24 protein-coding genes and 1 other annotated feature are annotated in these 22,517 nt (G+C 58.7%); of the genes, 17 read left to right on the top strand and 7 right to left on the bottom strand.

All coding sequences use genetic code 11. From position 1 onward, the window contains the following. Positions 1–193 precede the first annotated feature (193 nt). Positions 194–265: a sequence feature (ROSE (Repression Of Heat Shock gene Expression) occurs in the 5'-region of heat shock genes and acts as an RNA thermometer to modulate expression.), on the top strand. The 3 genes from ibpA to ACJ69_RS17030 all read left to right on the top strand — a co-directional run bounded on the left by ibpA (position 259) and on the right by ACJ69_RS17030 (position 3,061). After that, a complete protein-coding gene (gene ibpA, locus ACJ69_RS17040; RefSeq protein WP_008500162.1) occupies positions 259–669 on the top strand; it encodes a small heat shock chaperone IbpA in 411 nt (136 codons plus the stop codon). (Overlaps the previous feature by 7 nt.) A 136-nt stretch (positions 670–805) precedes the next feature. Further along, on the top strand, positions 806–1,234 hold the full coding sequence (ibpB, locus tag ACJ69_RS17035; RefSeq protein ID WP_032662053.1) for a small heat shock chaperone IbpB: 429 nt from the start codon (positions 806–808) through the stop codon (positions 1,232–1,234). A gap of 165 nt (positions 1,235–1,399) precedes the next feature. Next, entirely contained in the window at positions 1,400–3,061 is a 1,662-nt protein-coding gene (locus tag ACJ69_RS17030) for a putative transporter (RefSeq protein ID WP_032662051.1), read from the top strand. On the opposite strand, the gene ACJ69_RS17025 is transcribed toward ACJ69_RS17030, so the two are convergent. Then, positions 3,029–3,775, bottom strand: coding sequence for a GntR family transcriptional regulator (locus ACJ69_RS17025; protein WP_024907387.1), 747 nt, complete (start codon positions 3,773–3,775; stop codon positions 3,029–3,031). The two genes, ACJ69_RS17030 and ACJ69_RS17025, sit on opposite strands and share 33 nt — an antisense overlap. A 221-nt stretch (positions 3,776–3,996) precedes the next feature. On the opposite strand from ACJ69_RS17025, the gene ACJ69_RS17020 reads away from it, so the two are divergent. The 4 genes from ACJ69_RS17020 (at position 3,997) to ACJ69_RS17005 (ending at position 7,715) form a co-directional block, all read left to right on the top strand. Then, entirely contained in the window at positions 3,997–5,619 is a 1,623-nt protein-coding gene (locus tag ACJ69_RS17020; protein ID WP_047646753.1) for an alpha-glucoside-specific PTS transporter subunit IIBC, read from the top strand. Next, the gene (locus tag ACJ69_RS17015) at positions 5,616–6,938 is read left to right on the top strand and encodes a 6-phospho-alpha-glucosidase (RefSeq protein ID WP_059347374.1); all 1,323 of its coding nucleotides are present in this window, start codon (positions 5,616–5,618) and stop codon (positions 6,936–6,938) included. The genes ACJ69_RS17020 and ACJ69_RS17015 overlap by 4 nt, the downstream gene beginning before the upstream one ends. 92 nt (positions 6,939–7,030) lie before the next feature. Continuing rightward, positions 7,031–7,378, top strand: coding sequence for a YidH family protein (locus ACJ69_RS17010; protein ID WP_023333944.1), 348 nt, complete (start codon positions 7,031–7,033; stop codon positions 7,376–7,378). Further along, positions 7,368–7,715, top strand: coding sequence for a DUF202 domain-containing protein (locus ACJ69_RS17005; protein WP_054830371.1), 348 nt, complete (start codon positions 7,368–7,370; stop codon positions 7,713–7,715). The genes ACJ69_RS17010 and ACJ69_RS17005 overlap by 11 nt, the downstream gene beginning before the upstream one ends. 32 nt (positions 7,716–7,747) lie before the next feature. Here ACJ69_RS17005 and dsdA read toward each other — a convergent pair whose 3' ends face one another. Both dsdA and dsdX read right to left on the bottom strand, forming a co-directional pair. Beyond that, entirely contained in the window at positions 7,748–9,034 is a 1,287-nt protein-coding gene (gene dsdA, locus ACJ69_RS17000) for a D-serine ammonia-lyase (RefSeq protein ID WP_059347373.1), read from the bottom strand. A gap of 17 nt (positions 9,035–9,051) precedes the next feature. After that, a complete protein-coding gene (gene dsdX, locus ACJ69_RS16995) occupies positions 9,052–10,389 on the bottom strand; it encodes a D-serine transporter DsdX (protein ID WP_059347372.1) in 1,338 nt (445 codons plus the stop codon). 204 nt (positions 10,390–10,593) lie between these two features. Between dsdX and dsdC the strand changes: the two genes are divergently transcribed. Together dsdC and ACJ69_RS16985 are read left to right on the top strand one after the other, a co-directional pair. After that, complete coding sequence (gene dsdC, locus ACJ69_RS16990; protein WP_054830372.1) at positions 10,594–11,520, top strand: DNA-binding transcriptional regulator DsdC; 927 nt, start codon at positions 10,594–10,596, stop codon at positions 11,518–11,520. 84 nt (positions 11,521–11,604) lie between these two features. Beyond that, positions 11,605–12,693: a cellulase family glycosylhydrolase gene (locus ACJ69_RS16985; protein WP_059347371.1), complete on the top strand. Its 1,089-nt coding sequence runs from the start codon at positions 11,605–11,607 to the stop codon at positions 12,691–12,693. Here ACJ69_RS16985 and emrD read toward each other — a convergent pair. The 4 genes from emrD to tisB form a co-directional block, all read right to left on the bottom strand. Further along, complete coding sequence (gene emrD / locus ACJ69_RS16980) at positions 12,596–13,780, bottom strand: multidrug efflux MFS transporter EmrD (RefSeq protein WP_029741426.1); 1,185 nt, start codon at positions 13,778–13,780, stop codon at positions 12,596–12,598. The genes ACJ69_RS16985 and emrD overlap by 98 nt on opposite strands. Before the next feature lie 175 nt (positions 13,781–13,955). Then, positions 13,956–14,789 (bottom strand): EamA family transporter, encoded by an 834-nt coding sequence (locus tag ACJ69_RS16975; protein WP_059347370.1) that lies wholly within the window; start codon positions 14,787–14,789, stop codon positions 13,956–13,958. A gap of 62 nt (positions 14,790–14,851) precedes the next feature. Continuing rightward, positions 14,852–15,298 carry a GNAT family N-acetyltransferase gene (locus tag ACJ69_RS16970; RefSeq protein WP_059347369.1) on the bottom strand — a complete coding sequence of 149 codons (447 nt, stop codon included), beginning with the start codon at positions 15,296–15,298 and terminating at the stop codon, positions 14,852–14,854. A 64-nt stretch (positions 15,299–15,362) separates the two neighbouring features. Next, positions 15,363–15,452, bottom strand: coding sequence for a type I toxin-antitoxin system toxin TisB (gene tisB, locus ACJ69_RS24420; RefSeq protein ID WP_023309830.1), 90 nt, complete (start codon positions 15,450–15,452; stop codon positions 15,363–15,365). A 486-nt stretch (positions 15,453–15,938) separates the two neighbouring features. Here tisB and ACJ69_RS16960 point away from each other — a divergent pair, with 486 nt between their 5' ends. The 8 genes from ACJ69_RS16960 to uhpC all read left to right on the top strand — a co-directional run bounded on the left by ACJ69_RS16960 (position 15,939) and on the right by uhpC (position 22,509). Further along, on the top strand, positions 15,939–16,253 hold the full coding sequence (locus ACJ69_RS16960; RefSeq protein WP_029741423.1) for a type II toxin-antitoxin system HigB family toxin: 315 nt from the start codon (positions 15,939–15,941) through the stop codon (positions 16,251–16,253). After that, positions 16,253–16,669 carry a helix-turn-helix domain-containing protein gene (locus ACJ69_RS16955; RefSeq protein ID WP_054830330.1) on the top strand — a complete coding sequence of 139 codons (417 nt, stop codon included), beginning with the start codon at positions 16,253–16,255 and terminating at the stop codon, positions 16,667–16,669. The genes ACJ69_RS16960 and ACJ69_RS16955 overlap by 1 nt, the downstream gene beginning before the upstream one ends. A gap of 147 nt (positions 16,670–16,816) precedes the next feature. Further along, the gene (gene ivbL, locus ACJ69_RS25340) at positions 16,817–16,915 is read left to right on the top strand and encodes an ilvB operon leader peptide IvbL (RefSeq protein WP_057979964.1); all 99 of its coding nucleotides are present in this window, start codon (positions 16,817–16,819) and stop codon (positions 16,913–16,915) included. A gap of 106 nt (positions 16,916–17,021) precedes the next feature. After that, complete coding sequence (ilvB, locus tag ACJ69_RS16950; protein WP_059347368.1) at positions 17,022–18,710, top strand: acetolactate synthase large subunit; 1,689 nt, start codon at positions 17,022–17,024, stop codon at positions 18,708–18,710. Between the two features lie 3 nt (positions 18,711–18,713). Next, positions 18,714–19,001, top strand: coding sequence for an acetolactate synthase small subunit (gene ilvN / locus ACJ69_RS16945; protein WP_010426528.1), 288 nt, complete (start codon positions 18,714–18,716; stop codon positions 18,999–19,001). 100 nt (positions 19,002–19,101) lie between these two features. Beyond that, on the top strand, positions 19,102–19,695 hold the full coding sequence (gene uhpA, locus ACJ69_RS16940; RefSeq protein ID WP_029741420.1) for a transcriptional regulator UhpA: 594 nt from the start codon (positions 19,102–19,104) through the stop codon (positions 19,693–19,695). Beyond that, positions 19,692–21,197, top strand: coding sequence for a signal transduction histidine-protein kinase/phosphatase UhpB (gene uhpB / locus ACJ69_RS16935; protein ID WP_059347367.1), 1,506 nt, complete (start codon positions 19,692–19,694; stop codon positions 21,195–21,197). Before uhpA ends, uhpB begins: the two co-directional genes overlap by 4 nt. Then, positions 21,190–22,509, top strand: coding sequence for an MFS transporter (gene uhpC / locus ACJ69_RS16930; protein WP_029741418.1), 1,320 nt, complete (start codon positions 21,190–21,192; stop codon positions 22,507–22,509). The genes uhpB and uhpC overlap by 8 nt, the downstream gene beginning before the upstream one ends. Positions 22,510–22,517 lie beyond the last annotated feature (8 nt).

Raw genomic sequence — 22,517 nt, 5'->3', positions numbered from 1 at the left:
CCTTATCCAAAATGGATAGCCCCATAACCCCGCACTGTGGCAGCCATCGCAATTTAACCCTTTGTGCTGTTGTCCCAGTCTAAGCGAGATGCCGGAAAGTGCAAAAAAAAGTGCAGCTGTCGTTCTTGAAAAGCCCGATTGCAGACCCATTTTAAGAATGTGGCCCGATTACGAACTCGCCTGATGGGTGTTCGGGGGCGCAAAGGCCTGTCCATGGTGGAAGGCTACAATTTCTCGCTGATTTCAGGAGTTTTATTTATGCGTAACTTCGATCTTTCTCCGCTATACCGTTCTGCAATTGGTTTTGACCGCCTGTTTAACCATTTAGAAAATAACCAAAGCCAGAGCAACGGCTACCCTCCATACAATGTTGAGCTGGTTGACGAAAACCACTACCGCATCGCCATTGCCGTCGCCGGTTTTGCAGAAAACGAACTGGAGATCACCGCGCAGGACAACTTGCTGGTGGTGAAAGGTTCCCATACGGCCGAGCAGAAAGAACGTACCTACCTTTATCAGGGCATCGCCGAGCGCAACTTTGAACGCAAGTTCCAGTTAGCCGAGAACATTCACGTTAAAGGCGCGAACCTGGTCAACGGCCTGCTGTTTATCGAACTGGAACGTGTGATTCCGGAAGAGAAAAAACCGCGCCGTATCGAAATTAACTAATTACGCGGGTCGCGTGAGCGGCCCACCCGGACTTGCTTGCCGTAACGGGAGCATATGCGAATCCATCAGGATTTGCAGGAACAACTGTGCACAAAATTACACTGTGCCGAACTCGCTTCTCAGAAGGAGATTTAGTATGCGTAACTATGATTTATCCCCCCTGCTGCGTCAGTGGATTGGTTTTGACAAACTGGCCAACGCCCTGCAAAGCACCACCGAGCAACAGACGTTTCCGCCGTACAACATCGAAAAAAGCGACGATAACCACTATCGCATCACCCTTGCGCTGGCCGGTTTCCGCCAGGACGATCTGGACATCCAGCTTGAAGGCACGCGCCTGACCGTGAAAGGCACGCCGGAAAAACAAGAGACCGAGACCAAATGGCTGCATCAGGGGCTGGTTAATCAGCCGTTTAGCCTGAGCTTTACCCTGGCAGACCATATGGAAGTGTCCGGTGCAACGTTTACCAACGGGCTGCTGCATATCGACCTGATCCGCAACGTGCCGGAAGCCATCGCGCCGCAGCGTATCGCCATTAGCGAGCGGCCGGCGTTGAATAGTTAGCACTGTGCGGGCTGATGCCCTCACCCCAGCCCTCTCCCTGTGGGAGAGGGTGAAAAGATAAAGCCCTGCCCCGGCAGGGCTTTTTTGTGCGCCATAGCCCATACAATCGCATCCGGCTCTGAGAGAATCCTTAGCATAACTAAGGTTATGATAAGGAAGTGGGTCATGAGTGATATCGCGTTAACCGTCAGCGTGTTGGCCCTGGTCGCTGTTGTTGGCCTGTGGATAGGTAATATCAAAATCCGCGGCGTCGGGTTTGGGATAGGCGGGGTACTGTTTGGCGGCATTTTTGTCGGGCACTTCGCCGACAAGCTCGGGCTGGTCCTCAGCGCCGAAATGCTCCACTTTACTCAGGAGTTCGGCCTGATCCTCTTCGTTTATACCATCGGTATTCAGGTGGGACCGGGCTTTTTCGCCTCACTTCGGGTCTCGGGATTGCGGCTCAACCTGTTTGCCCTCGGCATTGTGGTAATGGGCGGGCTGGTCACCGCAATTCTGCACAAAATCTTCGATATCCCGCTTCCCGTGGTGCTGGGCATTTTCTCCGGGGCGGTTACCAACACGCCTGCGCTCGGCGCCGGGCAGCAAATCCTGCGCGATTTGGGCATCGAACCCGGCATCGTCGACCAGATGGGGATGAGCTACGCCATGGCCTACCCGTTTGGGATTTGCGGCATTCTGCTTTCCATGTGGCTGGTACGCGTCCTGTTTCGCATTAACGTCGACAAAGAGGCGAAGGATCACGAAACCACGCTCACCAACGGCCATATGCCGATCAAAACTATCAACATCCGGGTCGATAACCCCAACCTGAACAATATGGCGATTCAGGACGTGCCGATCCTCAACAGCGCCAATATCATCTGCTCCCGCCTCAAGCGTGACGATATGCTGATGGTGCCCGCGCCCGGCACCGTCATTCAGCAGGGCGATCTGCTGCACCTGGTCGGCCAGCCCGGCGATTTAAACAACGCGCGGCTGGTGATTGGCCAGGAAGTGGATACTTCGCTCTCAACCCGCGGCACCGATATGCGCGTGGAACGCGTTGTGGTAACTAACGAACACGTTCTTGGCAAGAAAATCCGCGATCTGCAGGTAAAAGAGCGCTATGACGTGGTGATCTCCCGTCTCAACCGTGCGGGTGTTGAGCTGGTCGCCAGCCCGGAGGCCAGCCTGCAGTTTGGGGATATCCTCAACCTGGTCGGGCGCCCGTCGTCCATCGACGCCGTGGCGGATATGGTGGGTAACGCCCAGCAAAAACTGCAGCAGGTGCAGATGCTGCCAGTGTTTATCGGTATCGGGCTTGGCGTGCTGCTCGGTTCTATTCCTGTGTACGTGCCGGGCTTCCCGGTGGCGCTCAAGCTGGGCCTGGCGGGCGGGCCGCTGATTATGGCGCTGATCCTCGGGCGTATCGGCTGTATCGGGAAGCTCTACTGGTTTATGCCACCGAGCGCCAACCTGGCGCTGCGCGAGCTGGGCATCGTGCTGTTCCTGGCGGTGGTCGGCCTGAAATCCGGCGGGGATTTTGTCGATACTCTGGTCAAGGGCGAAGGGATGAGCTGGGTAGGCTACGGCATCTTTATCACGGCGATCCCACTGCTGACGGTGGGAATACTGGCGCGGATGTTCGCCAAAATGAACTACCTGACCCTGTGCGGGATGCTGGCGGGCTCCATGACCGATCCGCCCGCGCTGGCCTTTGCCAACAACCTGCACGCCACCAGCGGTGCGGCCGCGCTCTCCTATGCCACCGTCTATCCGCTGGTGATGTTCCTGCGCATCATCACTCCGCAGCTACTGGCGGTGCTGTTCTGGGGGATGAGCTAACAGGTCGTCCGGGTGGATGCGCCGCAGATGGTAGTCCACCTGGTAATCGCTGGTATTTCGGAACATCACGGAATAATTGAGGAACTCGCCGCTGTCGCTGTAGGAAAGAGACGTAATGCGCAGCAGCGGCGTCTGTTCCGGCAGGTTCATATAACCGGCCAGCGTTTTATCTGCCAGCACCGGCGTCAGGCTCTCGTAGTTGCCGCTGATGGTGATCCCGCACTCCTTCTCGATGTAATCAAACTTAGACCCCTCAAGATGCGCCAGCGACAGGTTGCGGAACAACTTCACCGGCATAAAGCTGTCCTCGAGCATCAGCGGTTTCCCGTCCACGTAGCGCACCCGTCGTGAAAAGTAGATCCGCTCATCCACCTGGATCCGCAGCTGGCTGGCGATGGCGGGTGGGGCGGGCATCACTTCGAACTGTAAGACCTTACTCTGCACCTCTTTTCCCTGCTGACGCAGCACCTCCACCAGCCCGGTCAGGTTGGTGGTTTCGTGGTGAACGTCTTTGCGTGAGACAAAAGTTCCGCTGCCGTGCCGCCGCTCAACCAGCCCCCAGCTCACCAGCAGGTCCAGCGCCTTGCGGATGGTCATTCGCGCCACGCCGAACTCCTGTGCCAGCGCTTTTTCGCCGGGCAGCGGGCTGCCGATGTTGTAGTCCGACGAATTCAGCCGCAGCCGCAATCTGTCGGCGATAGATTTGTAGATCACCAGTAGACCTCTTTGCCCTTATCAGGGCGTGGGTTGTGTCCTGACATGTCCATTTTTACCTCAAAAAGTAGACCTGATTGGTCAAAATAAAACCATGAATGCGATCACGAATCGCAGCGGCACGCCATGTTCGCGCATCAGTAAGTTCTTATGCTCACCTCAGGCCAGCAAAAAACCATAAAGGCCTCTACCCCTACAGGTTGTTTCATGAGGATTTAAAAATGCTCAGTCAAATACAACGTTTTGGCGGTGCCATGTTTACCCCGGTGTTGCTGTTTCCGTTCGCCGGGATTGTGGTGGGAATCGCCATCATGCTTCGCAACCCGCTGTTTGTCGGCGAAGCCTTAACCGCTCCCGATCATCTTTTCGCGCAGATTGTTCACATCATTGAAGAGGGCGGCTGGGCAGTGTTTCGCAATATGCCGCTGATTTTTGCCGTCGGCCTGCCGATTGGCCTGGCGAAGCAGGCGCAGGGCCGTGCCTGTCTGGCGGTGCTGATTAGCTTCCTGACCTGGAACTACTTCATTAACGCGATGGGGATGACCTGGGGCCACTTCTTCGGCGTCGACTTCTCCGCAGAACCGACGGCGGGTAGCGGGCTGGCGATGATTGCCGGCATCAAAACGCTCGATACCAGCATCATCGGTGCCATTGTGATCTCAGGCATCGTCACCGCCATCCACAACCGCTACTTCGACAAGCCGCTGCCGGTCTTTCTGGGGATTTTCCAGGGCAGCTCCTTTGTCGTTATCCTCGCGTTTTTCGTCATGATCCCCTGCGCCTGGCTGACGCTGCTGGGCTGGCCGAAAGTGCAGATGGGCATTGAGTCCCTGCAGGCGTTCCTGCGCTCTGCCGGAGCGCTGGGCGTGTGGGTGTATACCTTCCTGGAACGCATTCTGATCCCAACCGGATTGCACCACTTCGTCTACGGTCCGTTCATCTTCGGCCCGGCGGCGGTGGAAGGCGGTATTCAGGTCTACTGGGCGCAGCACCTGCAGGAATTCAGCCAGAGCACCCTGCCGCTGAAAACCCTCTTCCCGGAAGGCGGATTCGCGCTGCACGGCAACTCTAAAGTGTTTGGCTCGGTCGGGATTGCGTTCGCTATCTGGTACACCGCGTCGCCGGAAAACCGCGTCAAGGTGGCGGGGCTGCTGGTGCCGGCCACGCTCACCGCCGTGCTGGTGGGCATCACTGAACCGCTTGAGTTCACCTTCCTGTTTATCTCGCCGCTGTTGTTTGCCGTGCACGCCGTGCTGGCGGCCACCATGGCAACGGTGATGTACGCCTTCGGCGTAGTAGGGAACATGGGCGGCGGCCTGCTGGACCAGTTCCTGCCGCAAAACTGGATCCCAATGTTCCATAACCACGCCTCGACGGTATTCACCCAGATCGGCATCGGCGTCTGCTTCACCGGGATTTACTTCGTGGTCTTCAAAACGCTGATCGAACGTCTGAACCTGAAAACGCCGGGCCGGGAAGAGAGCGAAATCAAACTCTACAGCAAGGCCGACTATAAGGCGGCGCGCGGGCAAACCACCGCCCCGGCAGCGGCCAGCCAGCAGGTAGGGCAGGCCGCCGGATTCCTGCAGGCGCTCGGCGGCGCGGCCAACATCGAAAGCATCAACAACTGCGCCACCCGCTTGCGCATTGCGCTGGTGGATATGGCGAAAACCCAAAGCGATGACGTCTTCAAAGCCCTCGGCGCCCACGGCGTGGTGCGACGCGGCAACGGCATTCAGGTGATTGTCGGCCTGCACGTTCCTCAGGTGCGCGACCAGCTGGAATCGCTGATGAAAACCCCTTTATCAAATGAACAAACCACCCTGACAGAGGCTATATCATGAAAAAATTCTCAGTTGTTATTGCAGGCGGCGGCAGCACCTTTACGCCTGGTATCGTCCTGATGCTGTTAGCCAACCGTGACCGTTTTCCGCTGCGCGCCCTGAAGTTTTATGACAACGACGGCGCGCGTCAGGAAACCATCGCCGAAGCGTGCAAAATCATCCTCAGAGAGCAGGCACCGGAGATTGAATTCAGCTACACCACCGACCCTAAAGCGGCGTTCACCGATGTGGATTTTGTGATGGCGCATATCCGCGTGGGCAAATACCCGATGCGTGAAAAAGATGAAAAAATCCCGCTGCGCCACGGCGTGCTGGGCCAGGAAACCTGCGGGCCGGGCGGGATTTCCTACGGCATGCGCTCTATCGGCGGCGTGCTGGAGCTGGTGGATTACATGGAGCAGTACTCCCCGAACGCGTGGATGCTGAACTACTCCAACCCGGCAGCAATTGTTGCGGAAGCCACGCGTCGCCTGCGTCCGAACGCCAAAATCCTCAACATCTGCGATATGCCGATCGGCATTGAAGGGCGCATGGCGCAGATTGTCGGCCTGAAGGACCGCAAAGAGATGCGCGTGCGCTACTACGGCCTGAACCACTTCGGCTGGTGGACGTCTATTGAAGATTTGAACGGCAACGATCTGATGCCGAAACTGCGCGAATACGTGGCGAAAAAAGGCTATGTGCCGCCTTCGGAAGATGCGCATACCGAAGCGAGCTGGAACGATACCTTTGCAAAAGCCAGAGACGTGCAGGCGCTGGATCCGGACACCATGCCGAACACCTACCTGAAGTATTATCTGTTCCCGGACTACGTGGTCGCGCACTCGAATCCGGAGCGTACCCGCGCCAATGAAGTGATGGATCACCGCGAGAAGCACGTGTTCAGTTCCTGCCGGGCGATTATCGAAGCCGGTAACTCTGCCGCCGGTGAGCTGGAAATCGACGAACATGCGTCGTACATCGTCGATCTGGCTACGGCCATAGCCTTCAACACCCAGGAGCGGATGCTGCTGATTGTGCCAAACAACGGGGCCATCCATAACTTTGATGCCGACGCGATGGTGGAGATCCCGTGCCTGGTGGGCCATAACGGCCCTGAGCCGCTTACGGTGGGCGATATTCCACACTTCCAGAAAGGGCTGATGAGCCAGCAGGTGGCGGTGGAAAAACTGGTGGTGGATGCCTGGGAGCAGCGCTCGTACCAGAAACTCTGGCAGGCGATCACCCTGTCGAAAACCGTGCCGAGCGCGTCCGTCGCGAAAGCGATTCTGGATGACCTGATCGAGGCCAATAAGGACTACTGGCCAGAGCTGCACTAATCGTCCTGACCGGCATCGCCCGATGCCGGTCTCCTTGTCCTTGTCGATTTACGCTATGCTGAAGCCTGCCCGAAGCACGACAAGGAACCCTCATGAAAATTTCCCGCCTCGGCGAAGCGCCGGACTACCGCTTCTCTCTGGCCAATGAACGCACTTTTTTAGCGTGGATCCGCACCGCGCTGGGCTTTCTTGCCGCAGGGGTGGGTCTCGATCAGCTCGCGCCCGATTTCGCCACGCCGCTGATTCGTGAAGTGCTGGCGCTGCTGCTGTGCCTGTTCGCGGGCGTGCTGGCGATTTACGGCTACCTGCGCTGGCTGCGCAATGAGAAGGCGATGCGTCTGAAGCAGGATTTGCCCTATACGCGCGGGCTGCTGATCGTCAGCACGATTCTGCTGACGGTGGCGGGCGTGGTGATGGTGCTGGTGTTCTATGGCGGATAGCCGCAAAGCGCGGCGCGAAGCGGACCCCGGCCTGCAGCCGGAGCGAACGTCCCTCGCCTGGCTGCGCACGCTGCTGGGGTATGGCGCGCTGATCGCCCTGGCGATCAAGCACAACTGGCACCGCACGGGGGTGCCATTCTGGGTTTCGCTGGTTGTGCTGGCGCTGGTGGCCATTATTTTATGGCGCTATACCCGCAGCCGTAACCTGATGGACGTGGCGCAGGACGATTTTATGCAGCCGAAAGCGGTGCGCGATAAGTTCCTGATCGCGCTCGCTGTTCTCTCGTTGTCATTGTTGTTTGCGGTCACCCACATTCAACAAATTTTGCAGTTGTAGGCCGGGTAAGGCGCAGCCGCCACCCGGCATAATTACTTCCCTTTCGCCAGATACTTCGCCATCTCGTCTTCCGGCACCATACCGCCGCCGGTCGCCCACACCAGGTGGGTAACGTTGGTATGCGAATGAACGCGCACCGGCCCGGCCATGCCCGCCAGCGCCGACGGCTCCAGGCGGATCCCTTCCTCCTGCGCCAGCCAGCCGAGCATGTCGTACATGCTCTGGTCGGAAAGGGTGTAGACCCCGTCAAGCAGGCGCTCCATCGCGCGGCCCACGAAGCCGGAGGCGCGTCCTACCGCCAGCCCGTCCGCTGCCGTGACGTTATCAATGCCCAGATCCTGCACCGCGATCTCATCGTGCAGGCCGGTGTAGACGCCGAGCAGCATGCACGGGGAGTGCGTTGGCTCCGCGAAGAAGCAGTGGACGTTATCGCCAAAGGCCAGCTTCAGGCCAAACGCCACGCCGCCAGGGCCGCCGCCGACGCCGCACGGCAGGTAGACGTACAGCGGATGATCCGCATCCACCACGCGGCCCTGTTCGGCAAACTGCGCCTTCAGGCGCTCGCCTGCAACGGCATAGCCCAGGAATAAGGTGCGGGAATTTTCATCGTCAATGAAAAAGCAGTTCGGATCGCTTTCCGCCGCTTTTCGTCCCTGCTCAACGGCCACGCCGTAATCCTGCTCATATTCCACGACGATGACGCCGTGGCTGCGCAGTTTGGCTTTCTTCCACTCGCGGGCGTCGGCGGACATATGTACCGTCACCTTAAAGCCGATGCGTGCGCTCATAATGCCGATGGACATCCCGAGGTTGCCGGTTGAGCCTACCGCAATGCTGTACTGGCTGAAGAAGTCCTTAAAGCGCGGCTCCAGCAGAATGCTGTAGTCGTCTTCAACGCTCAGCAACCCGGCTTCAAGCGCCAGTTTTTCCGCATGGGTCAGCACCTCATAGATGCCGCCGCGCGCTTTAATCGAGCCGGAAATCGGCAGATGGCTGTCTTTTTTCAGCAGCAGCGTGCCGGGAATAGACTTCGCAGATTCTTTCTCCAGCCGCGCCTGCATCGCCGGAATGGCGACCAGTTCGGATTCGATAATCCCGCCCGTTGCCGCCGTTTCCGGGAAGGCTTGTGCCAGATACGGTGCGAAGCGTTTCAGGCGCGCGTGGGCGTCGTCCACGTCGGCTTTGGTCAGCCCGACGTACGGCAACCCTTCTGCAAGCGTCGTGGTGCGCGGGTTAAGCCAGGTGGTTTCTTTCAGGGCGATCAGATCCTCAACCAGAGGAAACTGTGCGGTTAAAGTAGTGATAGTTGCGTTTTCCATAATACGTCTCTTCGCGCTCAGATAATGAAGGAAAGCAGGAATGTGCCGCCAAGTGCAAGCACCGAGGCGATAAACGTCGCCGTCGTATAGTATTTGAAGGTCTCATTCAGGGTCGCGCCGCAGTATTGCTTCACCAGCCAGAAGAGGGAGTCGGTCACGATCGTGCAGCCAATGGCGCCGGAACCGATGGCAATGGTGATGATCTCCGGGCTCACGTTCGGGTAGAGCGGCAGCATCGGTGCGACTATCGCCGTGGCGCCCATCATCGCCACCGTCGCGGAGCCTACGGCGGCATGCAGCACCAGCGCCACCAGCCAGGCGAGCAGGATAGGGTGCATGTGCAGGTTCGAGAGAATATGCGCCAGCGAGTCCGCCAGTCCGCTGGTTTTCAGGATGGCGTTAAACGCGCCGCCCGCACCGATAATCAGCAAAATGTTGGCGATAGAGCCGAAGCCTTGCTCGGTGTGCGTCAGCATCGTGCCCATGCCCATATGCTGGCGGATCCCCAGCAGGTAGTAGGCGACAAACACGGCGATAAACATGGCGGTGATCGGGTTGCCGATAAACTCCAGCAGCGTATACAGCGTGCCTTCTTTTGCCATATTCAGCTCGGCGATGGTTTTCACCAGCATCAGGGCAATCGGCAGCAGCACCGTGAACAGCGTGGCGCCCAGCGACGGCAGGGTGTGCTCTTCACGCACCTTCAGGTCTGAAAATTCCGCCGGAACCGGTTTAAACGGCAGACGATTGCCGAGCAGTTTCAGGAACAGCGGGCCGCCGACCAGCGAGGCCATCAGGCCTACCATCAAACCATAAACAATGACCGTTCCCACGTCCGCGCCTAATTTATTGGTCACAAACAGCGCGGCCGGATGCGGCGGCACCACGCAGTGCACCGCCATCAGCGCGGTACAGAGCGGAATGGCCAGCTTGAGCAGCGACGTGTTGGTCTTTTTGGCGATGGAAAACGCCAGCGGGATCAGCAGTACCACGCCCACTTCCACGAATAGCGTAATGCCGCAGATAAGGCCTACCAGCACCATAATCACGTCCGCCGACAGCCAGCGGCTGCGCTGCAGTGCAATCCCGATGCGCTCGGCCGCGCCGGAGACTTCCATCATCTTGCCGAGAATGGTGCCCAGGCCAATCACTGCCGCCAGGAAGCCCAGCGTACCGCCAATTCCGCTCTCGATGGCGTTCACCATATCCAGCGGGCTCATCCCCATCATCGCGCCGACGAAAAAGCTCGCCAGCAGCAGCGCGAGGAACGGGTGAAACTTCAGTTTTACGATGGTTAAAACAATCAACACAATGCTGACCAGCAGCGTTGCCACAACCCAGACCTGAGATCCCATATCTCACCTCACCCTTATGTCATCTGTGGGTATTGGACGAAAAAACGGCGTGGGCTGACAAACGATATAAATTGGCGTTCAGGTGAGCCAGATTGGATCAACTGAGTGACTGCGCTCTAAAAAGTGCACTTAATTCGTATTAGGTTCACATAAATTCACCCTTGAGCGGTATGCTGAGCGCAGAAAACCCGCGCGAGAATTGTGATGACCGATGCAAATGAAGCCAGAAACCGGCTGTTAAACGGCTGGCAGCTGTCGAAAATGTACACCTTTGAAGTGGCCGCCCGGCATGAGTCCTTCGCCCTGGCGGCGGAGGAGCTGTCGCTCAGCCCCAGCGCGGTGAGCCACCGCATCAACCTGCTGGAAGAGGAGCTGGGCATTCAGCTGTTCGTCCGCTCGCACCGTAAAGTTGAGCTGACGAAGGAGGGAAAGCGCGTTTACTGGACGCTGAAATCGTCCCTCGATACCCTGAATCAGGAGATCCTGGATATCAAAAACCAGGCGCTCTCCGGCACGCTGACGGTCTACTCTCGCCCGTCGATCGCCCAGTGCTGGCTTGTGCCCATGCTGGGGGACTTTACCCGCCGTTATCCGTCGATTTCACTCACCATCCTTACCGGCAATGATTACGTCAATATGCAGCGAACGGGCGTCGATCTGGCGCTCTATTTCGACGATACGCCACCAAACCACCTCTCTCATCACTTCCTGATGGACGAGGAGATTTTGCCCGTCTGCTCGCCGCAGTATGCCCGCGAGCATGAGCTGCTGAAAAACCCCGATAACCTCAGCCGCTGCACGCTGCTGCACGACCGTCAGGCCTGGAGCAACGATTCCGGTACGGATGAGTGGCTGAGCTGGGCGCAACACTTTTCGGTGAATATGCCGCCATCGTCGGGCATTGGTTTTGATCGTTCCGATTTAGCGATTATTGCGGCCATCAACCACGTCGGCGTCGCTATGGGCAGAAAGCGGCTGGTGCAGAAACGGCTTGAGCGGGGCGAGCTTATCGCCCCGTTTGGTGAAAAAACTCTGAAATGCCATCAGCACTACTATATCTCGACGCTTTCAGGCCGACAGTGGCCGAAAATAGACGCCTTTATCGGCTGGCTGAGAGAACTGGCAGGTTGAAGAATTATTACGCTTTCGCTCTACACCAAATGTGAAAAAGCGTGCTAAATACAGGTAATGCTTTCGATTTATCCAGGGTAAACCGTGTTAAAGCCTTTTATTGCCTGTGCATTACTGATCTCTTCCGGCTGGGCGATTGCCGCTGAGCCGCCGCTGACGGCTGCCCGTTATGCGCAGCAGCTGGGCGTCGGGATGGATGTGGACTGGGCGCGCACCGAGCGCGGCATACGCGAATTCGACCCGCTGGTGGTACGCGATTTTCGTGCAAAAGGCATTACCCACGTGCGCATTCGCGTCGCCGATGAGCCGACGGAAGCGCGGCTAATTCACCTGCGCAAGCTGGTAGAAGCCTGCGAACAGTATGGCGTGATCCCGATTATCGCCTATCAGGCTGATGAGTATAAAAACGACCCGAAAGCCGATAACGAGAAAGAGACGGTCAACTGGTGGATTGCCGTGGCGCACTATTTCGGTCAGAGCTATCCACTGCTGGGTTTTGATCTCATTTATGAGCCGGCCGACAAGCTTAACCACAACCTCGCGTCGCTAAACCGCGTGTATGAAAAAACCATTAAAGCGATCCACGACATGGACCCGCAGCGCATGATCTTTATTGCGCCGCGCCTGCGCGCCGCGCCGGAGGATTTATCCAGCCTGAAGCTCCCCGCGCACAGCCAAAACTACCTGCTGGCGGAGTGGCATATTTTCCCGTGGGGGCCGCTGAAAAATAGCGGTAAATACCCGTGGACGTCCGGCACGGCGTCGGAGAAAGCGGCAATCCATAATCGCATCAATACCGCCCTGCGCTGGCAGCAAAAAACCGGGCACGTTAGCTGGGTCGGGGGCTGGGGCGTGGGAGAGTCAAACCACCTCACGCCAACCGCTTCGCAAATGGCGTTCTCCACCTTTATGGCCTGCGAGCTGCAAAAGGCGAAAATTCCGTATGCGCTGAACGCGGATTTCCAGTTTTACGACGGGGAAGAGGGGGCCTGGCGGCCCGCGCCGGAGCCGTTGTTGCAGGCGATGATTGCGCCCGTCTGTGAAAAGCCCGGCGAGAAGCCGGGCCATCATGCGGTTAAACCGGCTGCTCGTGATGCGGAACACGCGACGCCAGCGGCAGCCAGCACAGTAAAATCAGCAGCCCCATCAGCGTCATCAGCAGGCCCAAACTAGCCTGCCCGGTCTGCGGCATCATCGCCGAGAGCCAGGCCAGCGCGCCGGAGCCGATATTCTGCAAACCGCCCACCAGCGCGCCAGCCGTGCCTGCGAGGAACGGGAACGGCTCCATCGCGCCGCTGGTCGCCAGCGGGAACAGCATCCCCGCGCCGAAGAAGAACAGCGCTGCCGGGATGAGCAGCGTCCAGACCGTCATCACGCCAAACAGCCCCGGTATCCACATCATCAGACCCGCCAGCAGGCAGCTGATCACCGACTGCCACATCAGGGTGGAGAAGCGTTTGTTCGGGCGTCCGGCAAACCACGCGCCGAAGAACGCCGCCGGGATCGGCAGAATAAACAGAATACTCACGACCATGCTGCTCAGGCCCAGCCCCGCGCCCAGCAGCACGCCGGAGCAGGCTTCGAACACCGCAATGCCCGCCAGGCCGCCGATCAGCATCAGCAGGTAGCAGGTAAAGGACCCGTTGCCGAACAGCGTTTTATAGCTGGTGATAAGCTTCGTGCGCGGCGCGTCCTGCGGGCGCGTTTCCGGCATCCAGCGCGCCATGCTGAAGGTGACAATCACGCACAGCACCAGCAGAAAGGCGTAGCAGGCGCGCCAGGACCACATCGTGTCCAGCAGACCGCCAATCAGCGGGGCGAGAAGCGGGCTGACCAGAATCCCCATATTCAACAGGCTGTTGGCATGACGGAGCTGGGTGCCCTGATACATATCGCGCGGTAAGGTTCGCGCCATCACCCCACCGACGCCGGTCCCGACGCCCTGCAGGGCGCTGGCGGCAATCAGTACGGTCAGGCTGTGCGTGGTAATGGCAATCACCGTCGCCACCATGAAAATGCTCATGCCCACCAGGATCACCGGGCGACGCCCGACGCGGTCAGACAGCGGGCCGTAGAAGAGCTGCGAAACGCCATAGGTTAGCAGGTAGGCCGCCATCACGCTCTGCACCGCGCCCTCGCGGACGTTCAATTCCTTTGCCATGTCGGCAATCGCCGGAATGTAGATGGTTTGCGCCATCTGACCGACGGCCACCAGTAACACCAGCATCAACAATAAGTTAACGTTCCTTTGTTTTTTCATGCCGCTGAATACTTTTGCCAAAAGAGAAAAATGAAGAATAAGTGACTGCGCATTCCCATAAATGCGCGAGGAATCTACCACAGAGAGATGACAATTTAAGCATTGCCGTGGTGAATGAAAAAACCGGGAAAGGCAGGATTTGTAAACAAGATCGGCAACTAATGTTGCCAGTGATTTATGCCATGCGCAGCAGAATGGCGCCGCCGGCTATACCCAACGCCGCAGCGATGCGCAGGCCCGCAACCTTCTCTTTTAAAAGGACAAACGCGATCAGCGCCCCAAAGAGTATGGAGGTTTCACGCAGCGCCGCGACCACCGCCAGCGGTGCCTGCGTCATGGCCCAAAGCGCCAGACCGTAAGAGCCCATGGTGCCAACGCCGCCGAGTAGCCCCTTTTGCCAGTGCAGGCGCAGGTAGCCGGACGCCTCGCGCCGACGTGCCACCATCGCCCAACTCAACAGGCAGAAGCCGTTCATAAAGAAGGTCCACAGCGTATAGCCCAGCGCGGTGTCCGACAGACGCACGCCGGTGCCGTCCACCAGCGTATACCCGGCAATAAAACAGGCGTTCAGCAGCGCCAGCCCGATCCCTTTGCGTGACTGTATGCGGCCATGCATCGCCATCGCCAGAATCGAAAGGCAAATTACTCCGATACCGGACCAGGCGAGCCAGGAAAGACGATCGCCGAGCGCCAGCACGCCGATCAGCGCCACCAGCAGCGGGGCGGTGCCGCGCATCAGCGGATAGGTCTGGCTCATATCGGAGACCTGATAGGTCTTCGCTACCAGCACGGTGTAAACCACCTGTAAGGCGCAGGAGACAATCAAAAACGGCCAGCTTGCAGCAGAAGGCTGTGGGGAAAACGGCAGTAAGACCAGAGCGATAACCGTGGCGGATCCGCTGACGCTTATGGCGGAATAGAGCTTGTCCGTTCCGGCCTTAACGATGGCGTTCCAGCTGGCATGCAGCAGCGCGGCGAAGAGTAAAATGCAAAAAACGGAGATGGTCATAGCGTATCGGGTGGTGAATTGTCACTTAACTGTAACATTCACACCCTGATGCTGCCAGCCGGCTACACGGCACAAAAAAGGCGGTGCGTCACCCGCGGTTCGTCCGAAACCAGCGTAAAACCCGCCTGGTGATAGAAGCCGTACGCGCTCTCCGGCGCGTGGGTATTCAGGAAATCAAACCAGATGCTGGCATCGGCCATCACCACGGTTAAAAGCTGTTTGCCAATGCCCAGCCCGCGGCACTTATCGCTGACGTAGAGATGGCGAATACGTCCGGCGCGCGGCTGCTGGCTGAACGGATCGCGGTTGAGGCCGCACACGCCGACCAGCCTGCCGTTGAGAAACGCGCCCAGCAGCTTTTCACCCGGCGCGTTAAAGCGGTTCTCACCACGCTGCCAGTTCTCTTCCAGCCTGCGCAGCATGTTGAAATTCAGTGCGATACTTTCAGCCTTCAGGGCGATATACCCCGGCTCATCCGGTGTGACAGGCTCAATTAACAGACGCGACATAGCATTCCCTCGTTATTAAAGAGGGGCGGTTGCCCGCCCCTCTCAGGTGCGACTTGAACCTGAATTACCGAAGGAATTTCAGGACAGCATCAAGCAGTTGCAGTACAGCAACAATGAGTTTGAGGATAAGTATCACCATATCCACTACGCTCATACGCGTCTCCTTTTGGTTAAAAGGAGCACGATGCTGGCGTACCTTTCCGCCGCCTGTTGCCAGCACCTGGATTGACGTAACACAGTGTGCTCACTTCAGGGGTTAAGGCACTGACGGCACCACCCGTTTCAGCCAGGACTTCTTTGCGCCGGTAAAACTGCGGCCCCCTCGCTCACTGCGAACACCCTCAGTATAGATAAATACTGTATGCATGAACAGTATTTTTTGGACAAAACCCGAAACCCCATCCATACTCAAAAACGTCAAAATCCGTGCCTCAATTGCGCGTTCGTCTTCGATCGCGTATACTTTTTGCGTTGACGTAACACAGTGTGTTCTGCGGCGACCAACCGCAAAACCCTGATAAAAACCTCGCTCCGGCGGGGTTTTTTGTTTTCTGGTCTGCCCATAAAAACAGGCCTGTTGACTTATTGGCAATGAATGTCATCATTGCCATAATGGCAACGGACGCGGCAGGCATGCAGTATGCATTTAATCTCTATGAAAGCTATTTTGGATGCGGTAACCCAGTTTCCGCAGCACAAGGATGAACTCCTTTTTTTGGGTCGCACCATCGAAAAGAGCCATTGCCCAACACCTGCTGCTCTGAAAAAACTGTTTCCGACGCTGGATAACTTTAAGTATCTGGATAAGCATTATGTTATTGATATTGCAAACAACAATCTCAGAGTAGTGGCTCTCATATTCTTTGAAAGCCAAAAGTTTTATGTGCGCCATGTTTTTACTCATAAGGAATATGACCGTTTTACGGAGAAACATCGCACTAAGGGGAAGAAATGATGATCGTCGCTGATGCAATGAAAGCTACGCATGCCCTTGTTGCGGCCGTTCCTTTACTGGGTGAACAGCCGAGCGAGAAAGATTATGAGGATGCGCTAGAGCTGGTTGAGTATCTTCTTATGAACGAGCCCGATAGCCCCTTGTTGGATATTGTGTGCGCCAGGATTAGCCGTTACGAAGCCAATCGGCCAGATATTGTCGCATTACGCAAGGAGATGGAGTCCGTTCCCGTCGGTATTGCGGTTTTAAGAACCTTGATGGATCAGTACAACCTGACGATATCGGATTTTGAGGATGAAATTGGCAGTAAATCGATGGTTTCACGGGTTCTGAATGGTCAGAGACAGCTTACTCTGAACCATATTAAAAAGCTGGCGGCGAGGTTTGGGGTATCACCTGCGCTGTTTATTGAGTGAGTTAAAACCGACTTTTTGAGAGTTATCACCCAACAAACGAAACGTGATCCCTGACGCATTTTTGCGCAGATGAAAATATTTCCATTGTCACGCCCGAAAACCTGTGTTTGTATAAATTCCATCAATGATTCCAAACACAGGTCCCCAATGACTTCATCCATCTTCACTTCGACCCTACTAAAAACTGCGCAACCTGCCGCAGTGGTCGTCGTGCGTGTGGTGGTGGTCGTCGGCAATGCGCCGTAGGGACTGGATCAACACACGAATCCAAAACCCCGCCGGCGCAAACCGGGCGGGGTTTTTCGTTTAAGAGCCTCCCCGGAAAGTCGGCCCAGAAGAAAAGGACTGGAGCATGGCAATTTCGGGCACAACATCCACCAGGACGCGTTTTACTGGCGCGCAGCTGATCGTTCATTTGCTGGAACGGCAGGGCATCACCACGGTTGCGGGTATCCCGGGCGGCACGGTGCTGCCGCTGTACGATGCGTTAAGCCAAAGCACGCAGATCCGCCACGTGCTGGCGCGCCACGAGCAGGGGGCAGGCTTTATTGCTCAGGGTATGGCGCGTACGCAGGGTAAACCCGCGGTCTGTATGGCCTGCAGCGGCCCGGGCGCAACCAACCTGGTCACCGCCATCGCCGACGCGCGTCTCGACTCCATTCCGCTGATCTGCATTACCGGCCAGGTACCGTCCTCAATGATCGGCACCGATGCGTTCCAGGAAGTGGACACCTACGGCATCTCTATCCCCATCACCAAACATAACTATTTAGTTCGCGACATTAGCGAGCTGCCTCAGGTTATCAGCGATGCGTTCCGCATTGCGCAGTCTGGCCGCCCGGGCCCGGTGTGGATAGACATTCCTAAGGATGTCCAGACCGCAGAGATCGAGATCGACGTCCTGCCGGAGCCGGGCGAACGTGCCCCCGCGCCGGAATTCAGCGCTGAGAGCGTGCGCGATGCCGCCGCTATGATTAACGCCGCCAAACGCCCGGTGCTCTATCTGGGCGGCGGAGCGATTAACGCCGCGGATGAAATCCGCGAGTTTGCGGAAAAAGCCAACCTGCCAACCACCATGACCCTGATGGCGCTGGGCATGCTGCCTAAAGCGCACCCGCTCTCTCTCGGCATGCTGGGCATGCACGGCGCGCGCAGCACCAACTACATCCTGCAAGAGGCTGATTTGCTGATTGTTATGGGCGCACGTTTTGATGACCGGGCGATTGGCAAAACCGAGCAGTTCTGCCCGAATGCGAAGATCATTCACGTGGATATCGACCGCGCCGAGCTTGGTAAAATCAAGCAGCCGCACGTGGCGATTCAGGGCGACGTGGCCGAGGTGCTGGCGCAGCTGATCCCGCAGACGGACGCAGCCGAGCGCGCCGACTGGCGTCAGCTGGTGGCCGATCTGCAGCGCGAGTTCCCTGGCGCTATCCCAACCGAAGGCGACCCGCTCAGCCACTACGGGCTGATCAACGCCGTGGCCGCCTGCGTGGACGACAGCGCAATTATCACCACCGACGTTGGCCAGCATCAGATGTGGACCGCCCAGGCCTACCCGCTGAACCGTCCGCGCCAGTGGCTGACCTCCGGCGGTCTGGGAACCATGGGCTTTGGCCTGCCCGCAGCCGTGGGTGCGGCGCTCGCCAACCCGGACCGCAAGGTCATCTGCTTCTCCGGCGACGGCAGCCTGATGATGAACATTCAGGAAATGGCCACCGCGGCCGAAAACCAGTTAGACGTGAAAATCATCCTGATGAACAACGAGGCGCTGGGGCTGGTGCACCAGCAGCAGAGCCTGTTCTACAAGCAGGGCGTGTTTGCGGCGACCTATCCGGGGATGATTAACTTTATGCAGATTGCCGCCGGCTTTGGCCTGCACACCTGCGATCTGAACGCCGAAGAGGATGCCCACGCGGCGCTGCAGGCGGCGATTTCTCGCCCCGGCCCGGCGCTGATCCACGTGCGTATCGACCCTGAACAAAAAGTGTATCCGATGGTGCCGCCGGGTGCGGCAAATACCGAGATGGTGGGAGAATAAGCCATGCAGAAACAACATGATAACGTCATTCTGGAACTCACCGTCCGCAACCACCCTGGCGTCATGACCCACGTCTGCGGGCTCTTTGCCCGCCGGGCGTTTAACGTGGAAGGCATTCTCTGCCTGCCGATTCAGGGCAGCGAGCACAGCCGCATCTGGCTGCTGGTCAACGACGACCAGCGTCTGGAGCAGATGATGGCGCAGATCGACAAGCTGGAAGACGTCACCAAAGTGGCGCGCAACCAGTCCGATCCCACCATGTTTAACAAAATTGCGGTGTTTTTCGAATAAAGATCGCTTAAGGTAAGCGCCCTGGTCGGCCTGCAGGCGTCGCGCTTGCAGGCCGGATAAGCGCAGCGCCATCCGGCGTTTTTAGACCGCAGGAAGACACATGACCACCATCGCTCTCATCGACGACCACCTTATCGTCCGCTCCGGCTTTGCCCAGCTTCTGAACCTCGAACCGGATTTCCAGGTCGTGGCCGAGTTTGGCTCCGGTCGCGAGGCGCTGGCGGGCCTGCCGGGGCGCGGGGTACAGGTCTGTATCTGCGACATCTCGATGCCGGATCTCTCCGGGCTGGAGCTGTTAAGCCAGCTGCCGAAAGGGCTGGCGACGATTATGCTGTCGGTGCACGACAGCCCGGCGCTGGTCGAGCAGGCGCTCAACGCGGGCGCGCGCGGCTTTCTCTCCAAGCGCTGTAGCCCCGACGAACTGATCGCCGCGGTGCGCACCGTCTCCACCGGCGGCTGCTATTTAACGCCGGATATCGCCATTAAGCTGGCGGCCGGACGTCAGGATCCGCTCACCAGACGCGAGCGCCAGGTGGCTGAGAAGCTCGCGCAGGGGATGTCGGTGAAAGAGATTGCCGCCGAGCTGGATCTGTCCCCGAAAACCGTGCACGTCCACCGCGCCAACCTGATGGAAAAACTCAACGTCAGCAACGACGTCGAGCTGGCGCGCCGCATGTTTGACAGCTGGCAATGAGTTCCGCTTTTTCACGGCTGATCGCCGTCGTCGCCAGCTTTTTTATCTTCTCCGCCGCCTGGTTCTGCCTGTGGAGCATCAGCCTGCACCTGGTGGAACGCCCCGAGCTGGCGGTGCTGCTGTTTCCCTTCGGCCTGCGTCTGGGCTTAATGCTCCAGTGTCCGCGCGGCTACTGGCCCGTTTTGCTCGGCGCAGAGTGGCTGATGCTGGTCTGGCTGGCGCAGGAAGTTGCCCTCGCGCATCTGCCCTTATTGATGACCGGAAGCCTGCTCACGCTTCTCCCGGTTGCCCTCATTTCCCGCTACCGCCACCAGCGCGACTGGCGCACGCTGCTGCGTCAGGGGGCGGCGCTGATTGCCGCCGCGCTGCTGCAGTCGCTTCCGTGGGTCGGCGAGAAGGAGATGCTCAATGCCCTGCTGCTGACCCTGACCGGCGGCCTGACGCTGGCACCAACCTGTCTGGTGATCTGGCACTACCTCACCAGCACCGTCTGGCAGCCGCTCGGCCCGGCGCTGGTTTCCCAGCCGGTGAACTGGCGCGCCCGGCACCTCATCTGGTATCTGCTGCTGTTTGTTGTGAGCCTGTGGCTCCAGCTTGGCCTTCCCGCCGAGCTTTCACGCTTCACGCCGTTTTGTCTGGCGCTTCCAATCATCGCCCTGGCCTGGCACTACGGCTGGCAGGGGGCGCTGATTGCCACGCTGATGAACGCCATCGCGCTGATCGCCAGCCAGACCTGGCACGATCATCCTGTTGATTTACTGCTCTCCCTGCTGGTCCAGAGCCTGACCGGGCTGCTGCTCGGCGCGGGCATTCAGCGCCTGCGCGAGCTGAACCAATCCCTGCAAACCGAGCTGGCGCGCAACCGCCGTCTGGCGGAGCGTCTGCTGGAAACCGAAGAGAGCGTGCGGCAGGAGGTCGCCCGCGAGCTGCACGACGATATCGGCCAGACCATCACCGCTATTCGTACCCAGGCGGGCATTGTCCAGCGCCTGGCGGCGGAAAACGCGGGCGTGAAGCAGGGCGGGGCGCATATCGAACAGCTTTCGCTGGGCGTTTATGACTCCGTTCGCCGCCTGTTAGGACGGCTGCGCCCGCGCCAGCTTGACGACCTTACGCTTGAGCAGGCGGTGCGTTCCCTGATGCGCGAGATGGAGCTGGAAAGCCGCGGAATAGTCAGCCATCTCGACTGGCGTATTAACGAGCCTGCGCTGAGCGAAGGCCAGCGCGTGACGCTGTTCCGCGTCTGTCAGGAAGGGCTGAACAATATCGTCAAGCACGCCAGCGCCAGCGCGGTCACGATCCAGGGCTGGCAGCAGGACGACAGCCTGAAGCTGATAATTGAAGACGATGGCTGCGGCCTGCCGCCGGGCTCCGGCCAGCAGGGTTTTGGCCTGGCGGGCATGCGCGAGCGCGTCAAGGCGCTCGGCGGCACGCTGAACCTCTCCTGCACCCACGGGACGCGCGTCAGCGTCAGCCTGCCGCTACGGAGTTACCATGTTTAAAACCCCTGCCAGCGCCGCGCCGATTGGCGATAAAGCGGAAATCGACGCCCGCTACCGCTACTGGCGTCGCCATATCCTGATTACCATCTGGCTCGGCTACGCGCTGTTCTACTTCACCCGCAAAAGCTTCAACGCCGCCGCGCCGGAAATCCTCGCCAGCGGCGTGATGACGCGCACCGATATCGGCCTGCTGGCGACGCTGTTTTACATCACCTACGGCCTGTCGAAGTTCTTCTCCGGCATCGTCAGCGACCGCTCCAACGCGCGATATTTCATGGGCGTTGGGCTGATCGCCACCGGCGTGGTGAACATCCTGTTTGGTTTCTCCACCTCGCTTTGGGCCTTTGCCCTACTGTGGGCGCTGAACGCCTTTTTCCAGGGTTGGGGCGCGCCGGTCTGCGCTCGTCTGCTCACCGCCTGGTACTCGCGCAACGAGCGCGGCGGCTGGTGGGCAATCTGGAACACCGCGCATAACGTCGGCGGGGCGCTGATCCCGATGGTGGTGGGTGCGGCGGCGCTGCACTACGGCTGGCGCGCGGGGATGATGATTGCCGGTGGCCTCGCGATTGTCGCCGGGCTGTTCCTCTGCTGGCGCCTGCGCGACAGGCCGCAAACCGTCGGCCTGCCTCCGGTGGGCGACTGGCGGCACGACGAGATGGAGATTGCCCAGCAGCAGGAAGGCGCGGGGCTGACCCGCAGGGAGATCCTCACCAAATACGTGCTGAAAAACCCGTACATCTGGCTGCTGTCGCTCTGCTACGTGCTGGTCTACGTGGTGCGCGCGGCCATCAACGACTGGGGCAATCTGTACATGTCCGAGACGCTCGGCGTGGACCTGGTGACCGCCAACTCGGCGGTGACGATGTTCGAGCTGGGCGGGTTTATCGGCGCGCTGGTGGCGGGCTGGGGATCGGATAAGCTGTTCAACGGCAACCGCGGTCCGATGAACCTGATTTTCGCCGCCGGGATTTTGCTCTCCGTCGGCTCGCTGTGGCTGATGCCGTTCGCCAGCTACGTGATGCAGGCGGCGTGCTTCTTCACCACCGGCTTCTTCGTGTTTGGCCCGCAGATGCTGATCGGCATGGCGGCGGCGGAGTGTTCCCACAAAGAGGCGGCAGGCGCGGCGACGGGCTTTGTCGGGCTGTTTGCCTACCTTGGCGCATCGCTCTCCGGCTGGCCGCTGGCGCGGGTGATCGACGTCTGGCACTGGAGCGGTTTCTTTGCGGTGATCGCTATCGCGGCGGGGATCTCCGCGCTGCTGCTGCTGCCGTTTTTGAACGCGCAGGCACCGCGCGAGGTGAGCGAAGCGTGATGCGTCTC

Origin of the sequence: Enterobacter asburiae, assembly GCF_001521715.1 — a bacterium.
Taxonomy (GTDB): domain Bacteria; phylum Pseudomonadota; class Gammaproteobacteria; order Enterobacterales; family Enterobacteriaceae; genus Enterobacter; species Enterobacter asburiae.
The sequence above is the reverse complement of the archived record's forward strand: the minus strand, read 5'-3'. Positions and strand labels throughout refer to the sequence as shown.